Annotated in this window: 17 protein-coding genes and 1 tRNA gene; 12 read left to right on the top strand and 6 right to left on the bottom strand. The window is 58.1% G+C overall.

The genetic code is table 11. From position 1 onward, the window contains the following. Positions 1-58: 58 nt before the first annotated feature. From ACRRQW_RS10020 to hrpA, 4 genes are all read right to left on the bottom strand, one after another. On the bottom strand, positions 59-1,855 hold the full coding sequence (locus ACRRQW_RS10020) for an ATP-binding protein (protein ID WP_438481208.1): 1,797 nt from the start codon (positions 1,853-1,855) through the stop codon (positions 59-61). A 54-nt stretch (positions 1,856-1,909) separates the two neighbouring features. Further along, a complete protein-coding gene (locus ACRRQW_RS10015) occupies positions 1,910-2,368 on the bottom strand; it encodes a hypothetical protein (protein WP_438481207.1) in 459 nt (152 codons plus the stop codon). Then, entirely contained in the window at positions 2,365-2,808 is a 444-nt protein-coding gene (locus tag ACRRQW_RS10010) for a CBS domain-containing protein (RefSeq protein WP_438481205.1), read from the bottom strand. The genes ACRRQW_RS10015 and ACRRQW_RS10010 overlap by 4 nt, the downstream gene beginning before the upstream one ends. Before the next feature lie 65 nt (positions 2,809-2,873). Next, complete coding sequence (gene hrpA, locus ACRRQW_RS10005; protein WP_438481204.1) at positions 2,874-6,917, bottom strand: ATP-dependent RNA helicase HrpA; 4,044 nt, start codon at positions 6,915-6,917, stop codon at positions 2,874-2,876. 337 nt (positions 6,918-7,254) lie between these two features. On the opposite strand from hrpA, the gene ACRRQW_RS10000 reads away from it, so the two are divergent. The 5 genes from ACRRQW_RS10000 (at position 7,255) to ACRRQW_RS09980 (ending at position 13,116) form a co-directional block, all read left to right on the top strand. After that, entirely contained in the window at positions 7,255-7,731 is a 477-nt protein-coding gene (locus tag ACRRQW_RS10000) for a hypothetical protein (protein WP_438481203.1), read from the top strand. Positions 7,732-7,768: 37 nt separating this feature from the next. Next, positions 7,769-10,702, top strand: coding sequence for an ATP-dependent DNA helicase (locus tag ACRRQW_RS09995; protein WP_438481202.1), 2,934 nt, complete (start codon positions 7,769-7,771; stop codon positions 10,700-10,702). An 83-nt stretch (positions 10,703-10,785) separates the two neighbouring features. Beyond that, a complete protein-coding gene (locus ACRRQW_RS09990) occupies positions 10,786-11,541 on the top strand; it encodes a multiubiquitin domain-containing protein (protein ID WP_438481201.1) in 756 nt (251 codons plus the stop codon). Next, positions 11,516-12,688: a ThiF family adenylyltransferase gene (locus ACRRQW_RS09985; RefSeq protein WP_438481200.1), complete on the top strand. Its 1,173-nt coding sequence runs from the start codon at positions 11,516-11,518 to the stop codon at positions 12,686-12,688. The genes ACRRQW_RS09990 and ACRRQW_RS09985 overlap by 26 nt, the downstream gene beginning before the upstream one ends. Next, positions 12,685-13,116, top strand: coding sequence for a DUF6527 family protein (locus tag ACRRQW_RS09980; protein ID WP_438481199.1), 432 nt, complete (start codon positions 12,685-12,687; stop codon positions 13,114-13,116). The genes ACRRQW_RS09985 and ACRRQW_RS09980 overlap by 4 nt, the downstream gene beginning before the upstream one ends. Positions 13,117-13,208: 92 nt before the next feature. On the opposite strand, the gene ACRRQW_RS09975 is transcribed toward ACRRQW_RS09980, so the two are convergent. Beyond that, positions 13,209-14,213: a hypothetical protein gene (locus tag ACRRQW_RS09975; protein ID WP_438481198.1), complete on the bottom strand. Its 1,005-nt coding sequence runs from the start codon at positions 14,211-14,213 to the stop codon at positions 13,209-13,211. Positions 14,214-14,495: 282 nt separating this feature from the next. Between ACRRQW_RS09975 and ACRRQW_RS09970 the strand changes: the two genes are divergently transcribed. The 7 genes from ACRRQW_RS09970 (at position 14,496) to ACRRQW_RS09940 (ending at position 23,167) form a co-directional block, all read left to right on the top strand. Beyond that, the gene (locus ACRRQW_RS09970) at positions 14,496-15,020 is read left to right on the top strand and encodes a hypothetical protein (RefSeq protein WP_438481196.1); all 525 of its coding nucleotides are present in this window, start codon (positions 14,496-14,498) and stop codon (positions 15,018-15,020) included. Positions 15,021-15,026: 6 nt separating this feature from the next. Next, a complete protein-coding gene (locus ACRRQW_RS09965) occupies positions 15,027-15,668 on the top strand; it encodes a sulfite oxidase-like oxidoreductase (RefSeq protein WP_438481195.1) in 642 nt (213 codons plus the stop codon). Positions 15,669-15,804: 136 nt separating this feature from the next. Then, positions 15,805-17,133, top strand: a complete 1,329-nt coding sequence (locus ACRRQW_RS09960) for a thymidine phosphorylase (protein WP_438481194.1) — start codon at positions 15,805-15,807, stop codon at positions 17,131-17,133. 226 nt (positions 17,134-17,359) lie between these two features. Continuing rightward, the gene (locus tag ACRRQW_RS09955) at positions 17,360-18,598 is read left to right on the top strand and encodes a cytochrome P450 (protein ID WP_438481193.1); all 1,239 of its coding nucleotides are present in this window, start codon (positions 17,360-17,362) and stop codon (positions 18,596-18,598) included. Between the two features lie 167 nt (positions 18,599-18,765). Then, on the top strand, positions 18,766-20,196 hold the full coding sequence (locus ACRRQW_RS09950; RefSeq protein WP_438481192.1) for a sulfatase: 1,431 nt from the start codon (positions 18,766-18,768) through the stop codon (positions 20,194-20,196). An 11-nt stretch (positions 20,197-20,207) separates the two neighbouring features. Beyond that, positions 20,208-21,713, top strand: a complete 1,506-nt coding sequence (locus ACRRQW_RS09945; RefSeq protein WP_438481191.1) for a sulfatase — start codon at positions 20,208-20,210, stop codon at positions 21,711-21,713. Positions 21,714-22,429: 716 nt separating this feature from the next. Further along, positions 22,430-23,167, top strand: coding sequence for a tyrosine-type recombinase/integrase (locus tag ACRRQW_RS09940; RefSeq protein WP_438481190.1), 738 nt, complete (start codon positions 22,430-22,432; stop codon positions 23,165-23,167). A gap of 273 nt (positions 23,168-23,440) precedes the next feature. On the opposite strand, the gene ACRRQW_RS09935 is transcribed toward ACRRQW_RS09940, so the two are convergent. Further along, positions 23,441-23,525: transfer RNA gene (locus tag ACRRQW_RS09935), tRNA-Leu, on the bottom strand. Positions 23,526-23,575 lie beyond the last annotated feature (50 nt).

The following is a 23,575-nucleotide window of genomic DNA, read 5'->3' as shown; positions in this document are numbered from 1 at the left end:
CGCTACGAACCACCCTGCAAAAAACAACTCCCGCCTCCGCTCCCGCCCCCCCTGAAAATCACACCGTCGGCTTCATCCAGCGCTCGAGGCATACGCGCAGTTCCGCGAGTCGCACCGGCTTCGGCAAAAAATCATCCATGCCTGCCGCCTTCGCCGCCAAGCGATCCTCTGAACGCACGTTCGCAGTCAGCGCGATGATCGGCAGGGGTTTTCCATCCAACTGCCGGCGGATGCGGCGGGTCGCTTCCAAGCCGTCGATTCCGGGCATCTGCAAATCCATCAACACCGCCACCCACGGCTCGCGCAACGCGAGGTCGATGCCTTCGGCACCGTTATCCACGATCACCGGTTCGAGTCCGGCCTTGCGCAGGAACATTTCAATCACGCGCTGATTGCCCCAATCGTCTTCGACCACGAGCACGCGACCGCGCAACGTCGGCGTGCCGATCGTCGTCTGGATTTCCCGCGGCGAACGGCGACGCGACACCGGGAACGGTAGCTCAAAATAAAATTCCGAGCCCAACTCCGGCGCGCTCGTGACTTTGATTTCCCCGCCGAGCCGGCGCACTAAGCTTTGCGAGATCGCGAGGCCCAAGCCCGAGCCCCCGTAGCGCCGCGTCATCGAGCTGTCGCCCTGGCTGAATTTCTGGAAAAGTTTTTCCTGCGTCGCCTCATCCATCCCGATGCCCGTGTCTTTTACCGAGAAACGGATTTTAACGGAGCGCGTGTCGTTGCGCACGACTTCCAGCTTGAGCTCCACGCTGCCGGCGTCGGTAAACTTCACGGCATTGCCCACGAGATTCAGCAGCACTTGCCGCAGCCGCATCGGGTCGCCGGTCACCATCAAAGGCAAACCCTCGTCCGGCCGGAAGTGCACGGGCAGATTTTTCACACTGGCGCGCGCGCTGAACAGCGCCGCAACTTCCTCGCCTACTTCCACCGGCGAAAAATCCGCTTCTTCCACGTCGAGCTGCCCGCTCTCCACTTTCGAAAGATCCAGGATGTCGTTCAGCAACCGCAGCAGCGTGTCGGCGGATTTGCCCGCGATGCCGACCTGCTGTTTTTGATCGGCCGTCATCGGCGAGTCGCCGAGCAACTGCAGCATCCCGATGATGCCATTCATCGGCGTGCGGATCTCGTGGCTCATCGTCGCAAGAAATTCGCTCTTCGCCTGGCTAGCCGCTTCGGCGCGGCGCTTCGCATCGCTCAACGTCGACACCAAATGTTCGTTCTCAAAAATCAGCCGGAAAAGCTTTCGTAAGTCTGCGTGATGCAACTGGGCCGTGTTGGAGAGAAACAGCGCATACGTGACCACGCAGCCCGCAATCGTCCAGCCGCCGCGCTCACCGCTGAACAAAAAATAGCCGACGACCGGCAACAGCGTGACCGACACATAAGCCCAGTAACACGGCCTCACCGGCGCCAATGAACGCGCCCCGCCCGCCGTCATGCCGGCCACAATCAACATCACCAAAAAGCGCGGCAGAAAATCCACCGTGTTAACAAACAGCCACGCGCCGCCGCCCCACACACAGCCCGCCACCACCGCACCGATCAGGAAATAATTTCGCCACTTGGGCAAGGTGGCGTCCGACAGCCCGCGTCGAGCGAACGCGATATTCAAACCGAGCCGCGCGCACGACACGCCCAAGCTGAGCGCCAGCCAACCCAACGTGAGCTGCACGGGAAAATAATTAAACACTCCCGCCACCAATAACAGCGCCAGCACGAAATTTGAAAACAGCCCGAACCGCGCGGAACGATAAAGCAGCCGCGTCATCTCCGCTTCGACTCGAAGAGAAATTTCTTTGTCCACCTTGGTTGCAGAGGACAGCGAGATGTGGCTTGAACTCACGCGTGCAGAAAATCTTCGCACCTAGAGCCCCTCAAGGGAATTCGCCTTAACGCATCATCGTAGCAATTCCACGACGTCGCCCGCTTGCAGCAACACTTCTCCCGCCCGAGGAGATTTCAAATTTGTAACAACCATTTTACTGCCGCGAAAAATTTTTGCAGTGCGGGCTGCTGCTCCGAGTTTTCCACTTTCCGTCGTCGCATAAAGTTTCATCCCCGATCTCCACGGCAACTCCTGGACCACTCCGCTGCTCGTATCGACGACGACGACTTTGCCCGCGCGGGCGAGCGACGCCGCTGATTCCAACGTCAGCGCCGTCACTTCGCCCGAAGACGTCACCGCCGCGGCGGCCACGCGACCGGTTGTTTTAATCGTCGCCGCCGTCACCTTTCCCGTAGCCTTGACGGTCGTCGCCGCGACCGAACCCACCGCTCCTGCCGTCGCACCCACGACCGAGCATCCGCCAAGTGCCGCGCCGACCAAAATTAAAATCAGCGCGGCAACCTTCCTCACGTCGTGAGCGCGCCGGCGATGTATTGGCGCAACGATTCCGCTTCTGCCCGGTGCGAGTTCGCCACCCAGCGCGAGACGTCGCCAATCGAGATCAACCCGATCAACTCCGCGTCCTGCATCACGGGCACATGGCGGCAGCGTTTCTCGGCAAACAAATCCATGATCTCCTGCACCGTCGTTTCCGGTGAAATTGTGATCACATTCTTTGTCATCACCTGCGTGATGGGCGTGGTGCGCGGATCGAGATTTTCCGCGACGACGCGAGTGAGCGCATCACGTTCGGTAAAAATTCCGGCGAGTTGCGGGCCGTGCATCACGAGGATCGATCCGATTCTGAAGCGGTTCATTGCTTGAACCGCTTCGGTCACAGTCACCGTGGACTGAACCGCATGCAAGGCGCGACCCTTGCCTTCCAACAACGCAGCGATGGAGGTAGTCATCTGGGGTATGGGGTGCGCTCAACGAATCCCTTTTCGCCCGCCGGGACAACGCCAAATCCTTTCCGCTACTTTCGGAAAAGTTGATCGAGCGAACTCAGGCTCTTGATCGGCGCCGCTTTTTTGCCCGCCGTCACCGGCGCAATCGACGCCGCCGCGCCCGCGGTTGGTGCAGAAACTTTTGGCTTCGCGAAATTCACATCCGTCAGCGCGCGCTCCAAGCGCACCGCCGAAACCGGTTCCGCCGTGCCCAACTCTTGCGCAAATAAGCTCACGCGAAATTCCTCCACGAGCCACCGAAACTCCATCGCCTTGTCGCCGAGCTTGCGTGCCGCCGTGACGAACGGCGCGAGTTCCGCCGCACGCTGGGTGTCTTTCGCTGCATCGCGTTTGAAACGCTCCGCGCGCGCCAACATTCCTTTCAAATAACGCGGCAGATGCTTTACGCGCTCCAAAGGCATGTGTCTCAAAAAATCCGGCGTCATCAGCGCTGCGAGATCGTCCGCCATGCCGGGATAACCCGCTTTCGTCGTCTGAATCGTAAGCCGCAACGCAAACGCCTCCTTCAGCCAATCCGTCAGCTTCATCACGACGCCGCGCAAATCCTGTTTCGCTTCCGCGAGCCGTTTCGCAAACACCGCCTCGTGCAACGGCTTCACTTCGCGCCCGCACAGCCAGCGCACAATCATCGCGAGCGCATCTTTCTGCAGCGCTTCCGAAGTCGTGAGCGTGACGTAAAGCGTGCCGATCATGCGCAACGCCTTTAAATCTTTTTCCAGCCAGCCGAGTTCATAGCGCAGTTGGGTCTCGAATAATTTCGCCAGCCCCACTCGCGTCACGGCGGCCGCTTCTTCGGGCGTCGCATAAAGCCGCACCGCCACGCCGGCCTCCATCGCGCGCAACGCGGGATACGAGAGCACGGGCACACCGTGATGCTCGCTCACGACGATTTCTTCCGGCAGGTCGCCAAATTTCCACTCGCCCGCCGGCTCGCCTTCCCACTTTTCTCGCGCTGCACGCCACGCGCTGTTGTCCACCGTCGCGGCCTGTTTACTCACGTCGCGCTGCTTCGTGTGTAATTGGTGTTGAATCTCCACGAGGTCGCGCGACGAACCGACCACGCGCTCCTTGTTATCCACGACTTCCACGCGCACGCGCAAATGATCGGGCAAACTTTTTTCGCTCCACAACACCGGATCGATGCGCACGCCGAGTCGCGGCGAAAGCAATTCCGCGAGTGCTTCCGCCAGCGTCGGCTGTTTCGGCCGCGCGCTGATTAACGCCAGATCGCGCGTTAACTTTTGCGCCGTTTCCGTCAACGGGATGAGCAAGCGCCGTAACTCCTTCGGCAGCGCCTTCAGCATCAACTCGACTTTCTCCGCCAGATGTCCCGGCACCGCCCAATCGAGCGCGGCCGGCGTGAGCGCTTCCGCCTCCGCGATGCTGACGCGCACCGTGACGCCGTCGTTTTCCTTGCCCGGTTGATACGCGTAAGCGAGCGGCAGCACTTGGTTGCTCACGGGCAGCGCCTCGGGAAACGCCTCCGCATCCGGCTCCTCGGCATCCGACGAACGTAAATCATCTTCCGACAAAAATAGAAATTTCCGATTCGTCATCTGCTGGTGTCGCACGAAATCCACCAACTCCGCGACACTGCTGACGCCAAGGTAGGGCCCGACCTCCGGGCGGGCCGCCGAATCTTTCTCTGCCCAAATCCGCTCCGAATAAAACCGATACACCGCCTCATCCAGATTCATGTAGCCCGCGTTGCGCGTGCGTGTCAGCCGCGACTCGGCCTCCTCGCGCATGCGGCGATTGTGCGCGATGAAATCCAACGGCCACGTGATCGTATCCCCGACCAATCCCTCACGAATGAAAATTTCCGTCGCGAGCTTCGGGTTGATTTTCCCAAAGCCGACCGAACGCGTTTCCAATTCGAGATTATAAAGCCGGCGACGCTCTTTCACGAGCACGCGGCCGTTCTCCGCACTCCAAAACGGTTCGCTGTGCGACACGCGAATCAAGTGCTCCGCGAGATCGAGCAACCACTGCGGATCGATCCGCGCCGCCGTGCGCGCGTAGAGCCGCGTCGTCTCCATCACTTCCGCTGCCATGATCCACTTGGCTGCCTTGGCAGGTGGAACCCGACCTCCGGTCGGGTTTGATTTAGGGGATTGTTGCTCACGCCGTTTATTGTCCGCCAGCGCCGAGCCGGGAAACACGACCACGCGACGATCATGCGCGGCCTTGTAATCACCTTCGTCGGTGCGCGTCGCGATATTGCCGAGCGTGCCCGCGAGAATCGATCGATGAATCGAGCGATACGCCGGCGTGCCGAGTGCGATATCGATTTCCGCGCCGGGTTTCACCCCGTCGAACACCGACGTGCGCTTGAAGCCATCGCGCTCGCGCAACGAATCTTCGAGTTGCTGGTGCACGTCGCGCCACTCGCGCATCCGCATGAACGACAAAAAGTGCGCCGTGCAAAACTTGCGCAGCTTGCCGAGCGTCATCGTCTCGAACTCGCCGTGGAAATCGTCCCAGATCGCCAGCAGCGCGAGAAAGTCCGAATCCGGATGCGTGAATTTCTTGTGCGCCGTGTCGGCCTTTTCCTTTTGGTCGAGTGGACGCTCGCGCGGATCCTGAATGCTCAGTCCTGACGCGATGATGAGCACTTCGCGCAACGCCTTCTCCGTGCGCGCCTGCAAAATCATCCGTCCCACCGTCGGATCGACCGGCAAGTGCGCGAGCTCGCGGCCAAGATCGGTCAACACACCCGCATCGTCGATCGCGCCAAGTTCGTGCAGCAATCCATAGCCCGCGCGAATCCCTTTCGCCGGCGGCGCATTGAGAAACGGAAACTCTTCGATGTCGCCAAGGCCGAACGCCTTCATGCGCAGAATGACATCCGCGAGATTGCTGCGTTGAATCTCCGGCTGCGTGAAACGCGGTCGATCCAGATAATCCTGCTCCGAATACAACCGGATGCACACGCCATCACTCACGCGACCGCAGCGACCCTTGCGTTGATCCGCGCTGCTCTGCGAAACCGGTTCCACCGGCAGACGCCGCGTGCGGCTCTGCGGCACATAACGGCTGAGTCGCGCCAGCCCTGTATCGATCACGAAACGAATCCCCGGAATCGTGAGCGACGTTTCCGCGATGTTCGTCGCGATGACGATTTTGCGCAGCTGACTCGGCGCGAACACCCGCTGCTGTTCGACATTCGTGAGTCGGCCGAACAACGGCACAATATCGAGCCGTCCCAGCCGCCGCCCGACCAGCAGATCTGTCGCTTCGCGAATATCGCGCTCCGTCGGCATGAACACCAATACGTCGCCCTGCGAACTTTCCAACAGCACGCGCTCCACCGCTTCCACCGCCGCATCGAGATAAGTAAATTCATCCGAACGATTCTTCCGCTGATCGCGGGACGTCAACTTACGCTCACTCTCCGGGGACGAATCTGCATCGCCGCTCTCATTCAACTCCTCTAACGGTGCGTAAATCACCTCCACCGGATAAACGCGCCCCGACACCTCGATAATCGGCGCGCCATCGAACGCCTTCGAAAACGCCTCGGTATCGATTGTCGCCGACGTGATGACAATTTTCAGCTCCGGCCGTTGTAACCGCAGCTTCCGCAGATGCCCGATAATAAAATCGATGTTGAGCGAACGCTCATGCGCCTCGTCCACGATGACTGTGTCGTATTCGCGCAACGTCGGATCGCCCTGCAACTCCGCGAGCAGCATGCCATCTGTCATGAACTTGATCACGGTCGCTTCCGACGTCTGATCCGCGAAACGAATCTTACAGCCCACTTCGCGACCCAGCGGCACATTCAACTCCTCCGCCACGCGCTTCGCGACCGAAGACGCCGCCACGCGCCGCGGCTGCGTGCATGCGATGCGCCCCAAATCGCCCCGTCCCGCCGCGAGACACATTTTCGGAATCTGCGTCGTCTTACCCGACCCCGTCTCGCCCGCCAGCACCAGCACCTGATTATCCCGAATGGCCGTAACGATCTCCTCCGCCCGCGCACTGATCGGCAGCTCCGGCGGATACTCGATCCGAAACGGCCAGGGTTTGTGACGACGGGAAGACGACATGAAGAACCGCCACTGTCACTCGACTCCCCGCCCCTGCCAAGTCTGAGTTTCTCGAGGTTCAAGGCACCTCGAGACCATACCCAATCCCGTCGAATTCGACGAGATTAGTCGTCATCTACTCGCAAAGCGACAATACGCGTGCGCCCATCAGCAAATCCATCGCAACAACTTCACGCTCACCAAAACTTTAGCTCTCTCAAGCGATTTCATCGTTGCGGGAGAAAGCCGGCTACCAATTGCTGAAGTCGCACACGTCAGCGTCGGGCCACGCTAATCGCACGAGGTGCTTCAAACCCGCGATCTGACTGTTTCACAGTATAAGCCCCTCCCACCCGCTATGAGCCAAGCCTCAAAAGCAAAAATCCGCGTCCAAGGAACCGACGTCACCATTCTCGCTTATGCCCAAGGCGATTTCATCTCGCTCACCGATATGGTAAAACCTTTCGAAGGTGGATCAGCACTGAGTGAACAGTGGCTTAAAACAAAGATATCATCCCCTTCCTTGGCGTTTGGGAGCGCATCAATAACCCGGATTTTAATTCCCTCGAATTCAAGAGAATTAACCGCGAGGCCGGACGGAATAGCTTCTTTCTCTCGGCCGAGCGATGGATTGAATGCACCTGCGCCAAACACCGATTCCACCCGCCAAGAGCGCGTCCTCGCCTTCCTAAGAGCCCAAGCCCTCCCGGCCGCGAATCATCCTCTCTTACGTCTCTCCTCTGCACAAGGCGACTCACCTAATACAGAAAATTTCGACCGTTATTTTTCCTCGTTTTTTACCGGTCTAGTTCAATCGCGGCGATTGAGTAATTAAAAGGCTTCTCCTCACCACTCTACCAAACCAAAAGGGATTGCGCGATCTCGCCCAGTGGTTCAACGCACCGGTGGAAGTCATCGCACAGCAGATGCTAGACGCGTTACTCCTTCCTCCGATTGTCGCGGTCGAAGAGGTTGTCCGGGAAAAGCCGGCTCTCAACCCAGAGCAGCAAGCTGCTGCTGAGCATCGCGGCACCGCTTACCTACTGGAAGCAGGACCAGGCACGGGAAAGACCCAGACGCTCGTTGCGCGTATCAAAGGACTGCTGACGGAGGGAGTGGATCCTCGGCGGATTCTAGTGCTGACGTTCTCGAACAAGGCAGCCGCCGAGTTGGCGGCCCGCGTTGCCCTCCAAGACAAGGAAGCTGCGGCCGCGATGTGGATCGGCACTTTCCATGCATTCGGCCTGGATCTGCTGCGGCGCTTTTACAAAGAACTCGATCTTCCTGCCGATGCGGCACTGCTCGATAAGGTCGAGGCGGCGGAGTTGCTGGAGAACGAATTCCCCAAGCTTGGTCTTTCGTTATATCGTGATCTCTATGATCCAACCCAAGTGATCTTGGACATGCTGACGGCGATCTCTCGTGCCAAGGACGAGGTTGTCGACGCTGCAGGCTATGCCGATCTCGGAGCGAGAATGAAGGAGGTTGCAGCGAGCAGCGAGGCGCAGGAACGAGCAGAGAAGGTGTGCGAGGTCGCGCGTGTCTACGCAGCCTATGAAGCCCTAAAGAACAGCAAGAATTGCTTGGATTTTGGCGACTTGGTCGCGATGCCCGTTCGACTACTGGAGAGCAACAAAGCAGTCCTCGCGCTGTGTCGGTCGAAGTATGACCACGTCCTAGTCGACGAATATCAGGACGTGAACCACAGTAGCATCCGATTATTGCTGGCCCTCAAACCAACCGGTGAAAACCTTTGGGTTGTGGGTGACGCAAGGCAGTCGATTTATCGCTTCCGCGGCGCTTCGTCGTTCAACGTCGCCCGCTTTGGCGAAGCGGATTTTCCTGGAGGAAAACGCGGTCGCCTCACACGCAATTATCGTTCGACATCTGAGATCACCGCAGCGTTCTCCAATTTCGCTGCGCAGATGACAGTGGGGGAACCCGGACATACATTAATATCGGAACGCGGAGAGGGAAACTCTGTGCCGGAACTTCGAGCGGTTGAATTGCCAGATCAACAACCCGTGGTGATCGCAGATTGCATTGAGCAAATGCGAAACGACGGCCACGCCTATCGCGATCAAGCGGTTCTGTGCACTGGCAACGATGCGATGTCGGAACTCGGCAGTCAGTTGGAACGGCTGGGCATCCCAGTGCTTTATTTGGGAAGCCTGTTTGAGCGTTCTGAAGCGAAGGACATGTTCTCGCTGCTTTCTTTACTCGTTGATCGACGTGCCATGGGACTCGCCAGAATCGGATGTATGCCGGATTTTTCGATATCCCTGCAGGACCTGACTTCGACGCTCGACCACGTCCGCGACAAAGATCTTTCTATCAGAGCATGGGCGGGCGGTTTCGAAGGCACCGTCAACATTTCGGAGGCGAGCCGTAATGCACTGCGTCGCATCGAATCGTTGCTCGTCGGATTCGGACCAGAATCGCGATCGTGGGATGTGCTTACGAGCGTCTTACTTGATCGCACCAGAATGGCAGCGCAATTTGCGGCTTCGACTAGAGTCGCAGATCGGACGCGTGGCATCGCACTTTGGCAGGTGATGAATTTCGTCCGCTCGCAGCCTGCTAACGCCGGCCTTCCAGTGCAGCGCCTGCTCGATCGCGTGCGACGGCTTTTGAGGCTGGGCGACGACCGCGACCTTCGGCAGCTACCAGTCGCCGCGCAAAGCCTCGACGCCGTCCGGCTCATGAGTATCCACGGAGCCAAGGGCCTGGAATTTCCGGTCGTGCACTTGGCGAGGATGAATCAGGGAACGCTTCCGAGGGCAGCACCGACTCACGCGTGTCCGCCGCCGGACGGGCTGGTCGCAGGAGGAACAGGGGACGGCATCACAGATGCCCGCACCGGTCATGAGCAAGAGCAGAAGTGTTTATTCTACGTCGCTGCATCCCGCGCCAAGGATCGATTTTTTCTTTATGCCTCCACAAAAATGTCCGGGGGAAAGAGAAAGTGGACGACATCGGAGTTCATCGATCAACTCGGCACTGGACTGAACCGACGCGCTATCATTCCTGATCGCACTTTGCCTCAGTCGCCGGAGGATGCGCCGATCCAGCTAGAGATTGAAGGAAACCTTCGTTTTGAGGATCGGCAGATCTCGCAATTCGAAATCTGCCCGCGACGCTTTTTTTACACACATATCCTTCGTGTAGGCGGTCGTCGCACGACTACGCCGTTCCTCAAGATGCACGAAGCGGTGCGTGCGGTGGTCGGCGACATGGTAAAGGAGGGGCCTTCTATCGATGGTCCAAGCGTCGAAGAGAGATTAGCGATGGCCTTCGAAAAGTCCGAATTATCGGACCATGGATACGCGGCTACATATCGAGATTATGCGTTAGCGATGTTGAATTTTTTCGCCGCTAGCCGTAACGCGCACACCTCGGAGGTTCCGACCGCGCTGAGCCTGAAATTTGGCCTCGAAGAGGTTGTGGTCCGGCCAGACGAAGTGTTTGTCCGCGGAGACGGGGTGCGCGTGCTGCGCAGCATTCGCACCGGGCACAAACCTTCATCTCAAAGTAAGAAAGACATGGTTGCAGCCGCTCTCATCCTTGCGGCTCAAACGGCTTTTCCCGGAGCAGTGGTCGAGCTTGTCTATCTCTCGGACGAGCGGGCGGACGAAGCCACGCTTTCATCGACTGTGCAGAGCAACCGCAGCAAGGAGCTTGCTGGATATTTCCAGCAAATCCGCGAGGGTCGCTTCCCTGCAGAGTCCAGCCGTTCCTGTCCATCGTGTCCGTCATTTTTCATCTGTGGACCTGTCGGCAAAGGATCTTTGCGAAAAAAGTTCTGACATCCTTACCGGACATCGCGAGTCACGGCGATTGATTGAGCAGCGAGGGTTCACAACTCGCTTAACTCAAAATCAAACCGAAAATGAACGCTAGAACTCAAATCGAATTGGAAGACGTGGGAGCAGCCGTGCGCGAAGGGCGTGCGTTGCGCCCAGCTCGTGGATATCTCATTCAATATGCGCAGGGCGACGCGAACTTTCGCGCGCTCACCCTGACCGACCCGGTTCCGCTTGGTCGTCAGATCCTCACCGCCGCCGGCGTCAATTCCCATGACGGATACAGCCTCTTTGGAGTGCTGCCATCCGGCGACTTCGAGGATGTCCGGCTCGACGAGCCGTTCGACCTCCGTGCGAAAGGAGCCGAACGCTTCATTGCCTTCCTCACGGATCGCGACTTCAAGCTCACCCTGAATGATCACCAGCTCGCGTGGGGAAAGCCTGCTATCAGTGGTATCGCGCTTTATGCGCTAGCAAAACCCGCGCCCGACCAAGCGATCTTCCTCGAAGTGCGAGGCGGCACTGATCGGCTGGTCGAGCCTGCGGATCTTGTAGATCTCACGGCGCCAGGCGTCGAACGGTTCATCACCGGCCCGAAGCCCGTCCGGAAGTATGAGATCATCGTAAACTCAAGGCCCGAGGTCGTTCCGGGTTCCCGCGTCACCTACGAGCAGGTCGTGCAGTTTGCGTTCCCCGGTGCGCACGGGCCGAATATCGTCTTTGCGGTGACTTACCGGCACGCAGAATCGAAGCCTCACGCCGGCGAAATGGGGCCGGGAAGCTCAGTCGGAGTGAAACAGAAAGGAACCATCTTCAATGTCACAAAAACTGATAAATCTTAATCCCGACCTGAAACGCCTACGCGACGAGGGCTACTTCGTCCAGATAGTGGGCGGGTTCCTTGTGATGCGCGAGGTTCCCTACGTGAACGCGCAACGTCAGGTCAAGCAGGCGAACTTCATCTCCAGCCTAACGTTGGCGGGAGACCTGACGCGGACGCCGGACACTCACGTCGCATACTTCGACGGGGAGTATCCGTGCCTCGCGGACGGAACCCCGATCCATCAGATCTCGCACTCGAGCGGAGATCTCGTTCTCGGAAATGGCGTGACCGCGAAGCACTCGTTCTCGAGCAAGCCGAGCGCCGGCTACTCCGACTACTACCACAAGATGACGACTTATGCCGCGCTGGTCTCCGGGCCCGCGGCCCAAGTCAAATCAGACGCGAGCGCGCGTGTGTTCCGGGTGCCGGAGGAAGAGGAGAACAGCAGTTTCCATTATACCGAAACCGCATCGGATCGAGTGGGCATCGGTGCACTTACGCAAAAGCTCGAGGGCGAGAAGATCGCGATCATCGGCGTCGGCGGCACGGGTTCCTACGTGCTCGACTTTGTGGCGAAGACACCGGTGCGGGAAATCCGCATTATCGATGGCGACGAGTTCCTTCAGCATAACGCGTTTCGCGCGCCTGGAGCTCCGACGTTGGAGGAGCTGCGCGAGGCGCCAAAGAAGGTCGATTATTTAAAGGGCATCTACGGGCGCATGCACCGAGGAATCGTGACGCATCCCGTTCAGCTCACGGCCGACAACATGCACCTCCTCGACGGCATTACTTTCGCCTTCCTCGCGATGGACGGGGGAGATGCGAAACGCAGGATAGTCGAACGGCTGGAGGCGATGGACGTTTCGTTCATCGACGTGGGCATGGGCCTCGAACTCGTCGACGGCTCGCTCGGCGGCATCGTGAGAACTACAGCGAGCGCTCCCGGAAAGCGCGATCACTTCCGCTCGCGCGTCTCGTTCGCGGACGGAGGAGAAGCCAACGTGTATTCCTCTAACATCCAAGTTGCGGACCTCAATGCGCTCAATGCGGTGATGGCCGTCATAAAGTGGAAAAAAATGCGCGGCTTCTATCGCGACCTCGAGGGTGAGCTCCACAGCTCCTACACAACGGACGGGAACATCCTGACCAACCCGGAGACGACATGATGCTCCACGATTATCTTCAGCACCGTTTCGTGACGAACATTCCCCGCCTCCTCGAGCCCGGGGTGCTCTTCATCTCCTTCGAATATGCGACCGCGGCACATAGCTGCTGCTGTGGTTGCGGCGAAGAGGTGATCACGCCGTTTACTCCCACGGACTGGGAACTCACGTTCGATGGAGAAACAATCTCCCTGTGGCCATCCATTGGGAATTGGGATTTCCCCTGCCGATCGCACTATGTGATCGAGCGAAGCAAGATTGTCCGCGCACGACCGTGGTCGGAGCGACGGATCGCTTACGGTCGAACACAGGACAAGATTGCCAAATTCAGATATTATGGAGCCGACCACAAAGACAGTAGCGATTCACAACCAAGTTCTAGCAGCGATGATGTGATCTATGAGCAAAACAAGGAGGCTTCGGGAAATTAATCAAAGCATGCATCGAGCCTCCAGACTGGGGTGCTCTGAATCCTCGGATAAAGATTTGAGCGTAACCACAACCCTTCCTTGTTGCGCAGCCCTCAGCTGATCTTACTGACCGTCTCCGCCCACTCTTCCAAGACGTCGACGGGATCGCGGTCGGGGAAGGTTCGACCCACCACGGTGAGCAAATCCGTTTCCTCGGGGAAGAGGTCCGTCAACGCCGTGCTGAGCTGAAGGACAGGATCCTCGATTCCAGCGACTTCCTCCCAGATCCGCCCGCCCCGAATTGATCGCGTGAGGGATTCGATAATCACCTCGCCGAGCGGGCCGAATCGCTCGACCGCCAACTCGCTGAGTTCGCCGCTCAGGAAGTCATCGTCGAGCTCGTGCTCCATTTCCCGGAGAATCCGCGCCATCCGGTGAGCGCTGCCAGTTTTCAGAAACTCCAGGAGCCGAGCCGCAAACCCTTCCGGATTCGCGGCGTGATACGCGCTCAGCACTTCGGCCTGGCGCACATGGGTCTGCGAATCTTGATACGAGTTAACCGCCAGTCCGCTCATCGAGTAATCGAACTGCGTCATGCCTCCTTTGTTGCGAATCACGAGCGTCAGCGAAGGATTTCCCATGTGCATCACCGTGTGAATGAAGGCGTCTTTCGGCAGAATCGGCGTGATGTCGCCGGGCACGATCAACCGCAGAGCAGTGGGCTCCAATACGCCCACTTGAAGGCCGGGCGCGGGCTCCTGATCTCGATGATACGAAAACTCCGCTTCGATCGAGTAGCCGGCGAGCACTCGGAACGCCCCGTAAAATCCATGACTGTGAATCGACGTCCGCCCGTGAAACCAGAAAAGAACCTCCGCGTAAAATCGCGGCTCCTCGTAAACCACCAACGGCGGCTCGCCGAATCCACTGTGAAAATTAACCTGCTCCGGCAAACGCTCACGTCCGAGTGCCCAATTCGCCATGAATTCGATGCCCATATCGGCCGGAATCGGAAACTCCGCCATCACTTCGGCGGCCAGCGCAGGAAAGTTATCGCCCAATTCGCCTTGGCCACAGCGGGCAGACAGTTTTTCGCCGATTGCTTTGAAGTAGTCCATAATTGGGCGTCATCCTCATTCGATTGGTCTGTGACGCAATCACCCATACCGATTCCGCAAATTTCAGACCGGCCGGCTCGGAGATCGGGCCCGACCGTCGTAATTCAACTAGAACCACAGAGGCACAGAGAACACAGAGGAGGTTCTTTATTTTCTGCTCTTTGTGATCTCTGTGCCTCTGCGGTTCCATTCATGGGCTGCGCTCTACTTTATCCGCTCTGAAGCAGTGGTCGCCACGCGAAAGTTGCTCGCCCGTCATCACCGTTCACGCAGGATGCCCGCGTGGCCGACTCCCCTGCTTCACCTTCCGAAAAAACTCTCGTGCGTGTCCTCACGATCTCGCGCGTCAACGGTTGGGGCGTAGCGGTGGTGTCGGGGTTAGGGACGCTGCTTTCGTTGGGGTTTGCGGATTGGTCGGGAGCGGCGGTGGGCGCGGTGGTGTGTTTCGCCGGGTGCTTGGAAATCAGCGGGAATCGTCAGCTTCAGCGGCGTGATGCGAACGGCATGAGTCGGTTGATCAATGCCCAGATGCTGACGCTCGCGGTGATGTTAATTTATTCTACGGTTCAGTTGCAGTTTTTCGATGTCACGACGGTTACCTCGCGCATCACGCCCGAGATGGAGGCGCTGTTCGAGGAGCGCGGATTATTTAAGGAGCAGATCCCGGAAGTCGTGCGCCTGCTCGCGACGGCGGTTTACGCGACGCTCGGCATTACCTCGATTATTTATCAGGGCGGCTTGATGTTCTATTACCGCAGCCGCCGCAGGCTCGTCACGGAAGCGCTGGCCAAACCACCGGTGCTTTAAATTCCGATGTCCAAGGAACGCGCCATCGCCGCCAAACAAAAATGGGCCGAGAAGCAGCTCGCTCAAGGCTTCACCGCCCGCACCGTCGCCGCGAGTGAACGTCTGCCGCCGGGACAAAAACTCACGACCGGTTTTCCCGTGCTCGACCTCGGCGTGCAACCGGAGATTCCGCTCGCGGAATGGACGCTGCGCATCGACGGGCTGGTGGAAAACGCGCTCACGCTTTCGTGGACGCAACTCAACGCCTTGCCGCAGGTGCGCGACGTGAGCGACTTCCACTGCGTGACCACGTGGAGCAAATACGACTGCGAGTGGAGCGGCGTGGCGTTCACGACCTTGTTCGAGCTCGCGCAGCCGAAGCCCGAGGCGCGCTTCGTGTATTTCACGAGCTACGACGGTTATTCGACGAACGTCCCGCTCGCGAATTGCCTCGATGACGACGTGCTTCTCGCCACGCAATTCAGTGGCCAGCCGCTCGCACGCGAACACGGCGGCCCCGCGCGCTTCATCATCCCCAAACTCTACGCGTGGAAAGGCGCCAAGTTCGTGAAAACAATTTCGTTTCTCGCGGAGGATCGGCCCGGGTTCTGGGAAGTGCGCGGTTATCACGGCATAGGCGATCCGTGGAAAGAAGAGCGTTACGGGTAGCATTAAAATATTTCTCGTTCTCTTACTCTTAATCTTTCTCTCAAAGCATCGAACGAGAGAACGAGAAGGAGTAAGAGAAAGAGAACGAGTTGAAAACCCACTCGACCCACCCCTCGGCCTTCGCTTGCATCGTCGCATGCAAACCAGCCCCACGTTTTTCCCCCAGGACATCATCATCAAGAAGCGCGACGGCGGCGCGTTGACGAAAGCGGAGATTGAATTCTTCGCGCGCGGCGTGGCGGACGGGACGTTTGCCGATTATCAAGCGACCGCGCTGCTCATGGCGATTTTCTGGCGCGGGATGACGCCTGAGGAAACGGCGTGGCTGACCGACGCCATGATGCGCTCCGGTGAAGTGATCGATTTGAAAGATATTCCCGGCGCGAAGGTCGACAAACACTCCACGGGCGGCGTCGGCGACAAAGTTTCCCTCATCCTCGCGCCGCTCGCCGTCGCGTGCGGTTTGAAAGTGCCGATGATGAGCGGACGCGGGCTCGGCCACACCGGCGGCACGCTCGATAAACTCGAAGCGATTCCTGGTTTCAAAGTGCAGCTCAGCGTGCCGGAGTTTCGTGCGATTCTCCAAAAAGTCGGCTGCGCGATGATCGGCCAGACGCCGCAAGTCGTGCCGACCGACCGCAAACTTTACTCGCTGCGCGACGTCACGGGCACGGTGGAATGTATTCCGCTGATCTGCGCCAGCATCATGAGCAAGAAACTCGCCGAGGGCATCGACTCGCTCGTGCTCGACGTGAAATTCGGCAAAGGCGCGTTCATGAAAAAGAAGGACGACGCGCTCACGCTCGCCAAAGCGATGGTCGCAGTCGGCAAAGCCGCCGGTAAACCAGTTTGGGCGCAGCTCACCGCGATGAATCAGCCGCTCGGTCGCGCTGCGGGCCACACCACGGAAGTAATCGAGTCCATCGAATGCTTAAAAGGCAACGGCCCGTCCGATCTCATGGAGGTCACCTACTCACTCACCGGCCACATGCTCGTTCTCGGTGGCGCGGCGACCGACCAAGCCGATGCGCGCAAGAAAATGGAAGGGGCGATTGCGGATGGTTCCGCGCTCCAAAAATTTCGTGAAATGTGCGTCGCGCAAAGCGGTGACCCGCGCGTGATCGAAGATTACTCGATTCTTCCGACCGCGAAAAAATTACTCGAAGTCAAAGCCGCGGCCAACGCGCAAGGATTCGTCAGCGAAGTCGACGCGCTCAAATGCGGCCACGCCATCATGGCCCTCGGCGGAGGTCGCGCCGCGGTTACCGACAAAGTCGACCACGCGGTCGGCATTTCGGATCTCATTAAGATTGGCGAACCCGTCAGCGCCGGCACGCGCCTGTGCGTGCTGCACATCAACGACGACGCCAAGGGCGCCCGCGCGGAAGCGTTTATCCGTGAAGCGATCAAATTGACGCCGACCGCGCCGCAACAAGAACCGTTGATTCAGGATTTGGTGAAGTGAGTTCTGTTTGATTTCGAGGTGGAATCTGACCTCCGGGCAGGTTTCCGGAATGCGCGCGTGATACTTTCATGCGCGAGTCACTCAGCCCGCTCCGAGGTCGGTCTCCACCTTCTCCCGCATCGCGCACTGAAATTTCAGTCGCTTCCCGCTTGGCTCGCGACGAGCGCGAAGGCATCCCAGTGAGGCATTCTCCGTGGCGAAAATGTTTCGCCGCAAATTACCCTGCATGAATCTCCCGCTTATCCCGCCCGATCTCGACGAATTGTTGAGCGCTCCCACGATGTTGTCGGATCCTTTTCCAGCTTACGCGCGGCTGCGCGCCGAGGCCCCGATCGCGTGGAGCGAGCGTTGGCAGGCGTGGGTCGTGTCGCGCTACAGCGACGTGCAGGTGTCGCTGAAGGATAAGGAAAATCTCTCCAACGAAAACCGGCAGGCGTTGCTCTTCGAAGGACTGCCCGCGCCGCAGAAGGAAAAACTTTGCCCGCTGCGCCATTATTTCGCGCAAAAAGATGTCATCGGCTCCGATCCGCCCGACCACACGCGGATGCGCTCGCTCGTGCAAAAAGCCTTCACGCCGCGCATGGTCGCGTCGCTGCAGCCCCGCATCGCGAAACTCGCGGACGAATTGATCACCGCGGCGGCGGCGAAACCGAAATTCGATTTCGTGCACGAGGTGGCGCACCCGTTGCCCGTCGTGTTAATTTCCGAATTGCTCGGCGCGCCGCCCGCTGACCGGCATTTGTTCAAGCGCTGGTCGTCCGACATTCTCGCGTTTCAAGGCTCAGGGCGCACCGAGTTCGAAACCGCCATGGTGTCGCAAGCGAGCCTGACGGAGATGTTCGCCTACATGACCGAGTTGATCGTCGACCGGAAAAAAAATCCGCGCGACGATTTGATCAGTGCGCTCGCGACCGCCGAGGAAAAAGGCCAGAGCCTCAGCCGTGACGAATTGCTCGCGACCTGTAACACGATTCTCACCGCCGGCCACGAAACGACCACGAATCTCCTCGGCAATCTCGTGCGCGAATTGCTCAAAGATCCGGCCAACTGGGCCGCTATCCGCGCCAACCGCAGCCTCATCGGTAATGCCGTCGAGGAGTCACTGCGACTCGACGCGCCAAAGCAGCGCAATTTCCGCCGCATCAAACGCACGCACACGTTCGGCGGCGTGACGTTGCGCGAGGGCCAGATGATTTTCCAAGTCATCGGCGCGGCCAATCGCGACCCGGCAATTTTTCCCGATCCGGACCGCTTTATCCTCACGCGACCCAATGCGAACGCTCACTTGAGTTTCGGCGCGGGCATTCATTTCTGTCTCGGTGCGCCGCTCGCGCGCACGGAAGCGATCACGGTGTTGGAAAAGTTGCTCGACCACGTTCCGAACGCGCAGTTGGTCTCGTCTGAGTCCAGCTGGCAGCAACGCATCCAGTTTCGCGGGCCGGAAGAGCTTTGGATTCAGACGTAGCGCGCAGTCGGAGGTGCCCGACTCCGGACGAACCTAGCAGGCTTTATGGTTCTTTAATAGCACCAGCGCTGCGAGATTGGGAAATTCACTGTCTTCACTACTTTTGCTGATTGTCCGGAACTGTCGCGACCTCCCCCCGCCAGTCGCTGCGCCCGCAAAATCCCCTCATGAATCAGCGTTTCGTTTCCATTTATAAACTGACGTCAGTCCTCATCAGTTTAGCTGCGGCGACGGTGTCACTCGCGGCCGCAGAGTCGGCCAAGCCTAACATCATCTTCATCCTCGCGGACGACTTGGGCTTTTCTGACATCGGCGCTTACGGACAAAAATTTGCCGAGACTCCTCACCTCGATCGCTTCGCGCAGCAGGGGGTGCGCTTCACCAACGGTTACGCGCCCGCGCCGATTTGTTCGGCCTCGCGTGCGTCGATCCTGACGGGACGCTCGCCAGCCCGCCTGCATTTCGAATTTGTTTCCAAACCCTACGCCGACCAGCCGCCGACAGATAAGCCGCTTCGCGTGCCCGCGTTTACCGCCGACTTACCGCTATCTGAAATCACGATTGCCGAAGCGTTAAAACCTGCCGGCTACATCACGGCGTTTTTCGGGAAGTGGCACCTCACGCAGGCCAACGATCGTTACCTCGGACACGGCGAGACGTTCGGTCCGAAGCAACAGGGCTTTGATTTTTCCACCGAAGAACGCGGCAGCCACCCGTATGCTTACATGACGGAGGGCAAAAAAAAGCTGCCGCCGTTTGGCTCGTTTGCACCGGGTGAATTTGCTCCTGATGCGCAGATCGACGGTGCCATCGATTTTCTCCGCCAGCACCGCGCGCAACCATTTTTCCTTTATCTGTCGCTTTACTACGTGCACGTGCCGGTGCACACGCGGCTCGAATGCCTTCATGAGAAATACCGCGCAAAAGCGGAGAAACTAGGACTGAAACTCTCCGACGCCCAGCTCCGTTACGCCGCCTCGATTGAAACCATGGATTATTTGCTCGGGCGTTTGTTTGCCTCGCTCGACGAACAAGGCCTGACGGATAAAACGCTCGTGGTGTTCACGTCCGACAACGGCAGCCACCCCGACTACGTCGTGGACAATCCGTTACGCGGCGCCAAGTGGACGCTCTACGAAGGCGGCGTGCGCGAACCGATGCTCGCGCGCTGGCCGGGCCACATCAAAGCGGGCGACACCAATGACACTCCGATTATCGCGACCGATTTTTTCCCGACATTCTGTGAACTCGCACAGGCGCCGCTTCCGAAAAACGTGGCGCTCGACGGCGTCAGTCTCGCGTCGTTGTTCACGCAACAAAGTCGCACGCTCCCGCGCGACACGCTCACGTGGCATTTTCCTTATTACCATCCGCCGGTAGTGAAAACGAAACCGATCTCTTCGATTCGGCAGGTCAATCTGAAGCTCATTTATTTCTACGAAGAGCGCCGGAGCGAACTTTACGATTTGCAAGCCGACCCGGCTGAGCAACACGACCTCGCTTCGGAAAGACCAGCGGAAGCCGCGCGTTTACGGAAAGCTCTGGAAAAAAGTTTACAGCAGCAACACGCACGCATTCCTGAACGCGCCGCACCTTGATTCTTACCGCCATGCAAAAATTATCGTCTCACGTTTTAGCCAGCGTCGCGGTTTCATGGTTTGTCGCGACGGCAGGATTCGCTGAACCGAAAACTCCGACCAAGCCCAACATCCTGTTCATCGCGATCGACGATCAAAACGATTGGGTCGGCCCGCTTAAAGGCCACCCGCTGGTCAAAACGCCAAATCTCGACCAGCTCGCGGCGCGCGGCACGACGTTTACCAACGCGCATTGCCAGGCACCGATTTGCCACCCGTCGCGCACGAGCCTCATGCTGAGCCTGCGGCCAACCACGACAGGGATTTACGGCATGTCGCCGTGGTTTCGAACTCTCGACCGCTGGAAGGATCGCGTGACGTTGCCGCAGCATTTCAAAGCCAACGGCTACCGCACGCTCACTAGCGGCAAGGTTTATCATGGCGCTCCCAAGGAAGCGAAGGCCCGTGAAAAAGAATTCGATATCTGGGGACCGTCCCAAGGCACCGGCGTCAAGCCGGCGAAAAAACTCGTCCCCGTTCCCGACGGCGAAGACCTAGGCTCGATGGAATGGGGCGTCTTCCCGCACAACGACGAAGACAAGGGCGACTACAAACTCGCTTCGTGGGCCATCGAGCAGCTCCGCACCGCACCGAAGGATCAACCGTTTTTTCTCTCCGTGGGATTTTTCCTGCCGCACGTTCCGTGTTATATCACGCAGCCTTGGTATGATTTGTATCCTGACGACGATCGCTTGTTGCCGCCCGTAAAGGCCGATGACCGCGACGACACGCCGCGGTTCGCATGGTATCTCCATTGGAGCTTGCCGGAGCCACGCCTCAAGATGGTGCAGGCCGCGAATCAATGGCGCAACTTGGTGCGCTCCTATCTCGCCTCCACGTCGTTTATCGACGCGCAGATCGGCCGCGTGCTCGCGCAACTCGAAGCCTCGGGTCTCGCGGAAAACACGGTAGTCGTCGTGTGGGGCGACAACGGCTGGCATTTTGGAGAAAAGGGCATCACCGGCAAAAACACGCTCTGGGAACGCTCGACGCGCATCCCGCTGATTTTCGCAGGACCGGGGGTTCATGCAGATTCGCGAGTCAGCCAGCCGGCGGAGTTGCTCGATATTTATCCTACGCTCGCCGAACTCGCTGGTCTGCCGGCGCGCAACGATTTGGAAGGCACCAGCCTGACTCCGCAATTGCGCGAGCCGCAGGCGAAGCGCGTGCGGCCCGCGTTAACGTCGCATAACCAAGGCAACCACGCCGTGCGCAGCGACCACTGGCGCTACATCCGCTACGCCGACGGCACCGAGGAACTTTACGACGAAAAGACCGATCCGAACGAATGGACGAACCTGGCAAACCGCCCCGAGTTTTCCAAAGTCCTCGCCGAGCACCGCCGCTGGTTGCCGCATATCGACGCGGATCTCGTGCCAAAGAGCGCGCGCCGCATCCTGACCTACGACCCCGCCACCGACGAAGCCACCTGGGAAAACAAAAAAATCACCCGCACCGATCCCATCCCGGGAATTTGAAACTAGACATGGTAAATCGCCCCGCGAATTTTAACCGCAGTTTGCGCGCCACACCCGAACCTCAACCGCTCACTTATTCATCCCCAAGGTAAATGGTAAGCCCTGACCCCTGACTCATTTCGAGGACAAGCGCCACGAGGCGGGCAAGGCGTTGGGGTGTTCAGTCTGACGTAGGCGAAGGTTTCTTCGATTTGTGAAAGTTCGATAGCCGAGAAGCTGCCCAGTGACGATTACTCAAAAGGCCGCGCATGCTGGCACACGTCACGCGCCCCGCTATGGTTGGCTCGTGGGTTCATTTTTTCTACTGTCCCCAAGACGTCGGCGTGACGCTCACTTTTCGGCTGGCTTCTCGTTCGGCTTGGCTTCTCGCGACCGGAATGTGCTAATAAAAAATCTGGTCATAGTGTAGATCAAAAAAGCTATAAGTAGCAACACGGCCTTGGGTTGACCGTCATCGGATCGCTCTAACGCCGCTACAGGTAAACCAAATACAACACGAGATAGGAGAATCAGGAACAGCCAAAACGAGAGGGTGAAAAAAGTAAACTGCGTCCTATTTTTTGATGGTAAACCGAATATAAATGCGGCCGACAGCCAACTCATCATCAAAAATAAAACGTGAATTATGAATACAAAAGTTGCGCTCATTTCAAAATGATCATTAATTAATTACATACCAAGCGCCATTCGATTATAAGGCGGGAATTAGTGGCTCGGTGCGCTATTTAATATTTTTTTGGCATTGGTTTTCTTATCTTGCCGACCAATTCGAAGAAGCCGCCCAGAAGGTCTCAACTGAAGCGCAAGCGAGACGTGTGTTGAATGATGTTCACGAGAGACTCCATGGCAGCTCAATCTCCACTGCTACCGTCAGAAACTACGGGCTTCAGTGGGTCTCGCGGAAAAAAGGCGAAGTCGCTCCCCAAACTCACGCGTCATACGAACAAGCCACAAATCACTTCATCAAATTTCTCGGAGACCACGCAGATGACGACATGGAGTTCATCGCTCCTCACACCATCGCAAGATGGAGAGATGAGAACGCGGCAAAGGCATCGGCGACGACAGCCAACAATAAACTGAAAATACTGCGAGTGTTCTTCACGTCCGCGTGGCGCGACGACGTGATTTCAGGCAACCCCGCAGCCAAAGTTTCGGTTCTTAAGACTCCCGGCAGCATTCGCAGACCGTTCACCGCGTCGGAACTCACATCGCTACTGAGAAAAGCAGAGGGAGAGTGGTTAGGAATGATTCTGTTTCGGATTTACGCCGGTCAGCGACTAAAGGACATCGCAAACCTGACATGGGCAAACGTCGATGTAGAACGCGCAGAAATAAAATTCACCACAAGCAAGACCCGAAGGCATCAGGTTATTCCGCTCCATGCAGCGGTCTTGCGCTACTTGAAGCAAAATGACGGACGCGGAGAATTTGCCGCACCGCTCTCCGTTTAAGATCACGCTATGAGTGGTGCAAAATCGTAGAGTTTAATTTGAGATACTCCGCTCATAGCTCTCGTGAAGGAAGCGAAGCCGTAATTTGTGAACAAACGTTGTCCGTGCCGCAAAAAGAGCTGCTCCTCAACGTTGTTTAAGGTCGATTCGCTACTGAACCATTAGCAACTCTCGGCGATTTTTTGCGGCTCTGTTGCCAGCCTCGTTGTCACTTGATGGCGCAAAAAAGCCAGTGAACGCGCTGGTTGCTCGTAATCACTGGCTTTACCAAAATGGTGCCCGGGCGCGGACTCGAACCGCGATGCTGTTAGGCACAGGCTTCTGAGACCTGCGTGTCTACCAATTCCACCACCCGGGCAAAAAACGAAGGGCCAATGGATAGGCTCCGACCGAGAGGGGGCAAGGAAT

It is taken from the genome of Oleiharenicola lentus, from assembly GCF_051660365.1.
Classification (GTDB): Bacteria; Verrucomicrobiota; Verrucomicrobiia; order Opitutales; family Opitutaceae; genus Lacunisphaera; species Lacunisphaera lenta_A.
The sequence above is the reverse complement of the archived record's forward strand: the minus strand, read 5'-3'. Positions and strand labels throughout refer to the sequence as shown.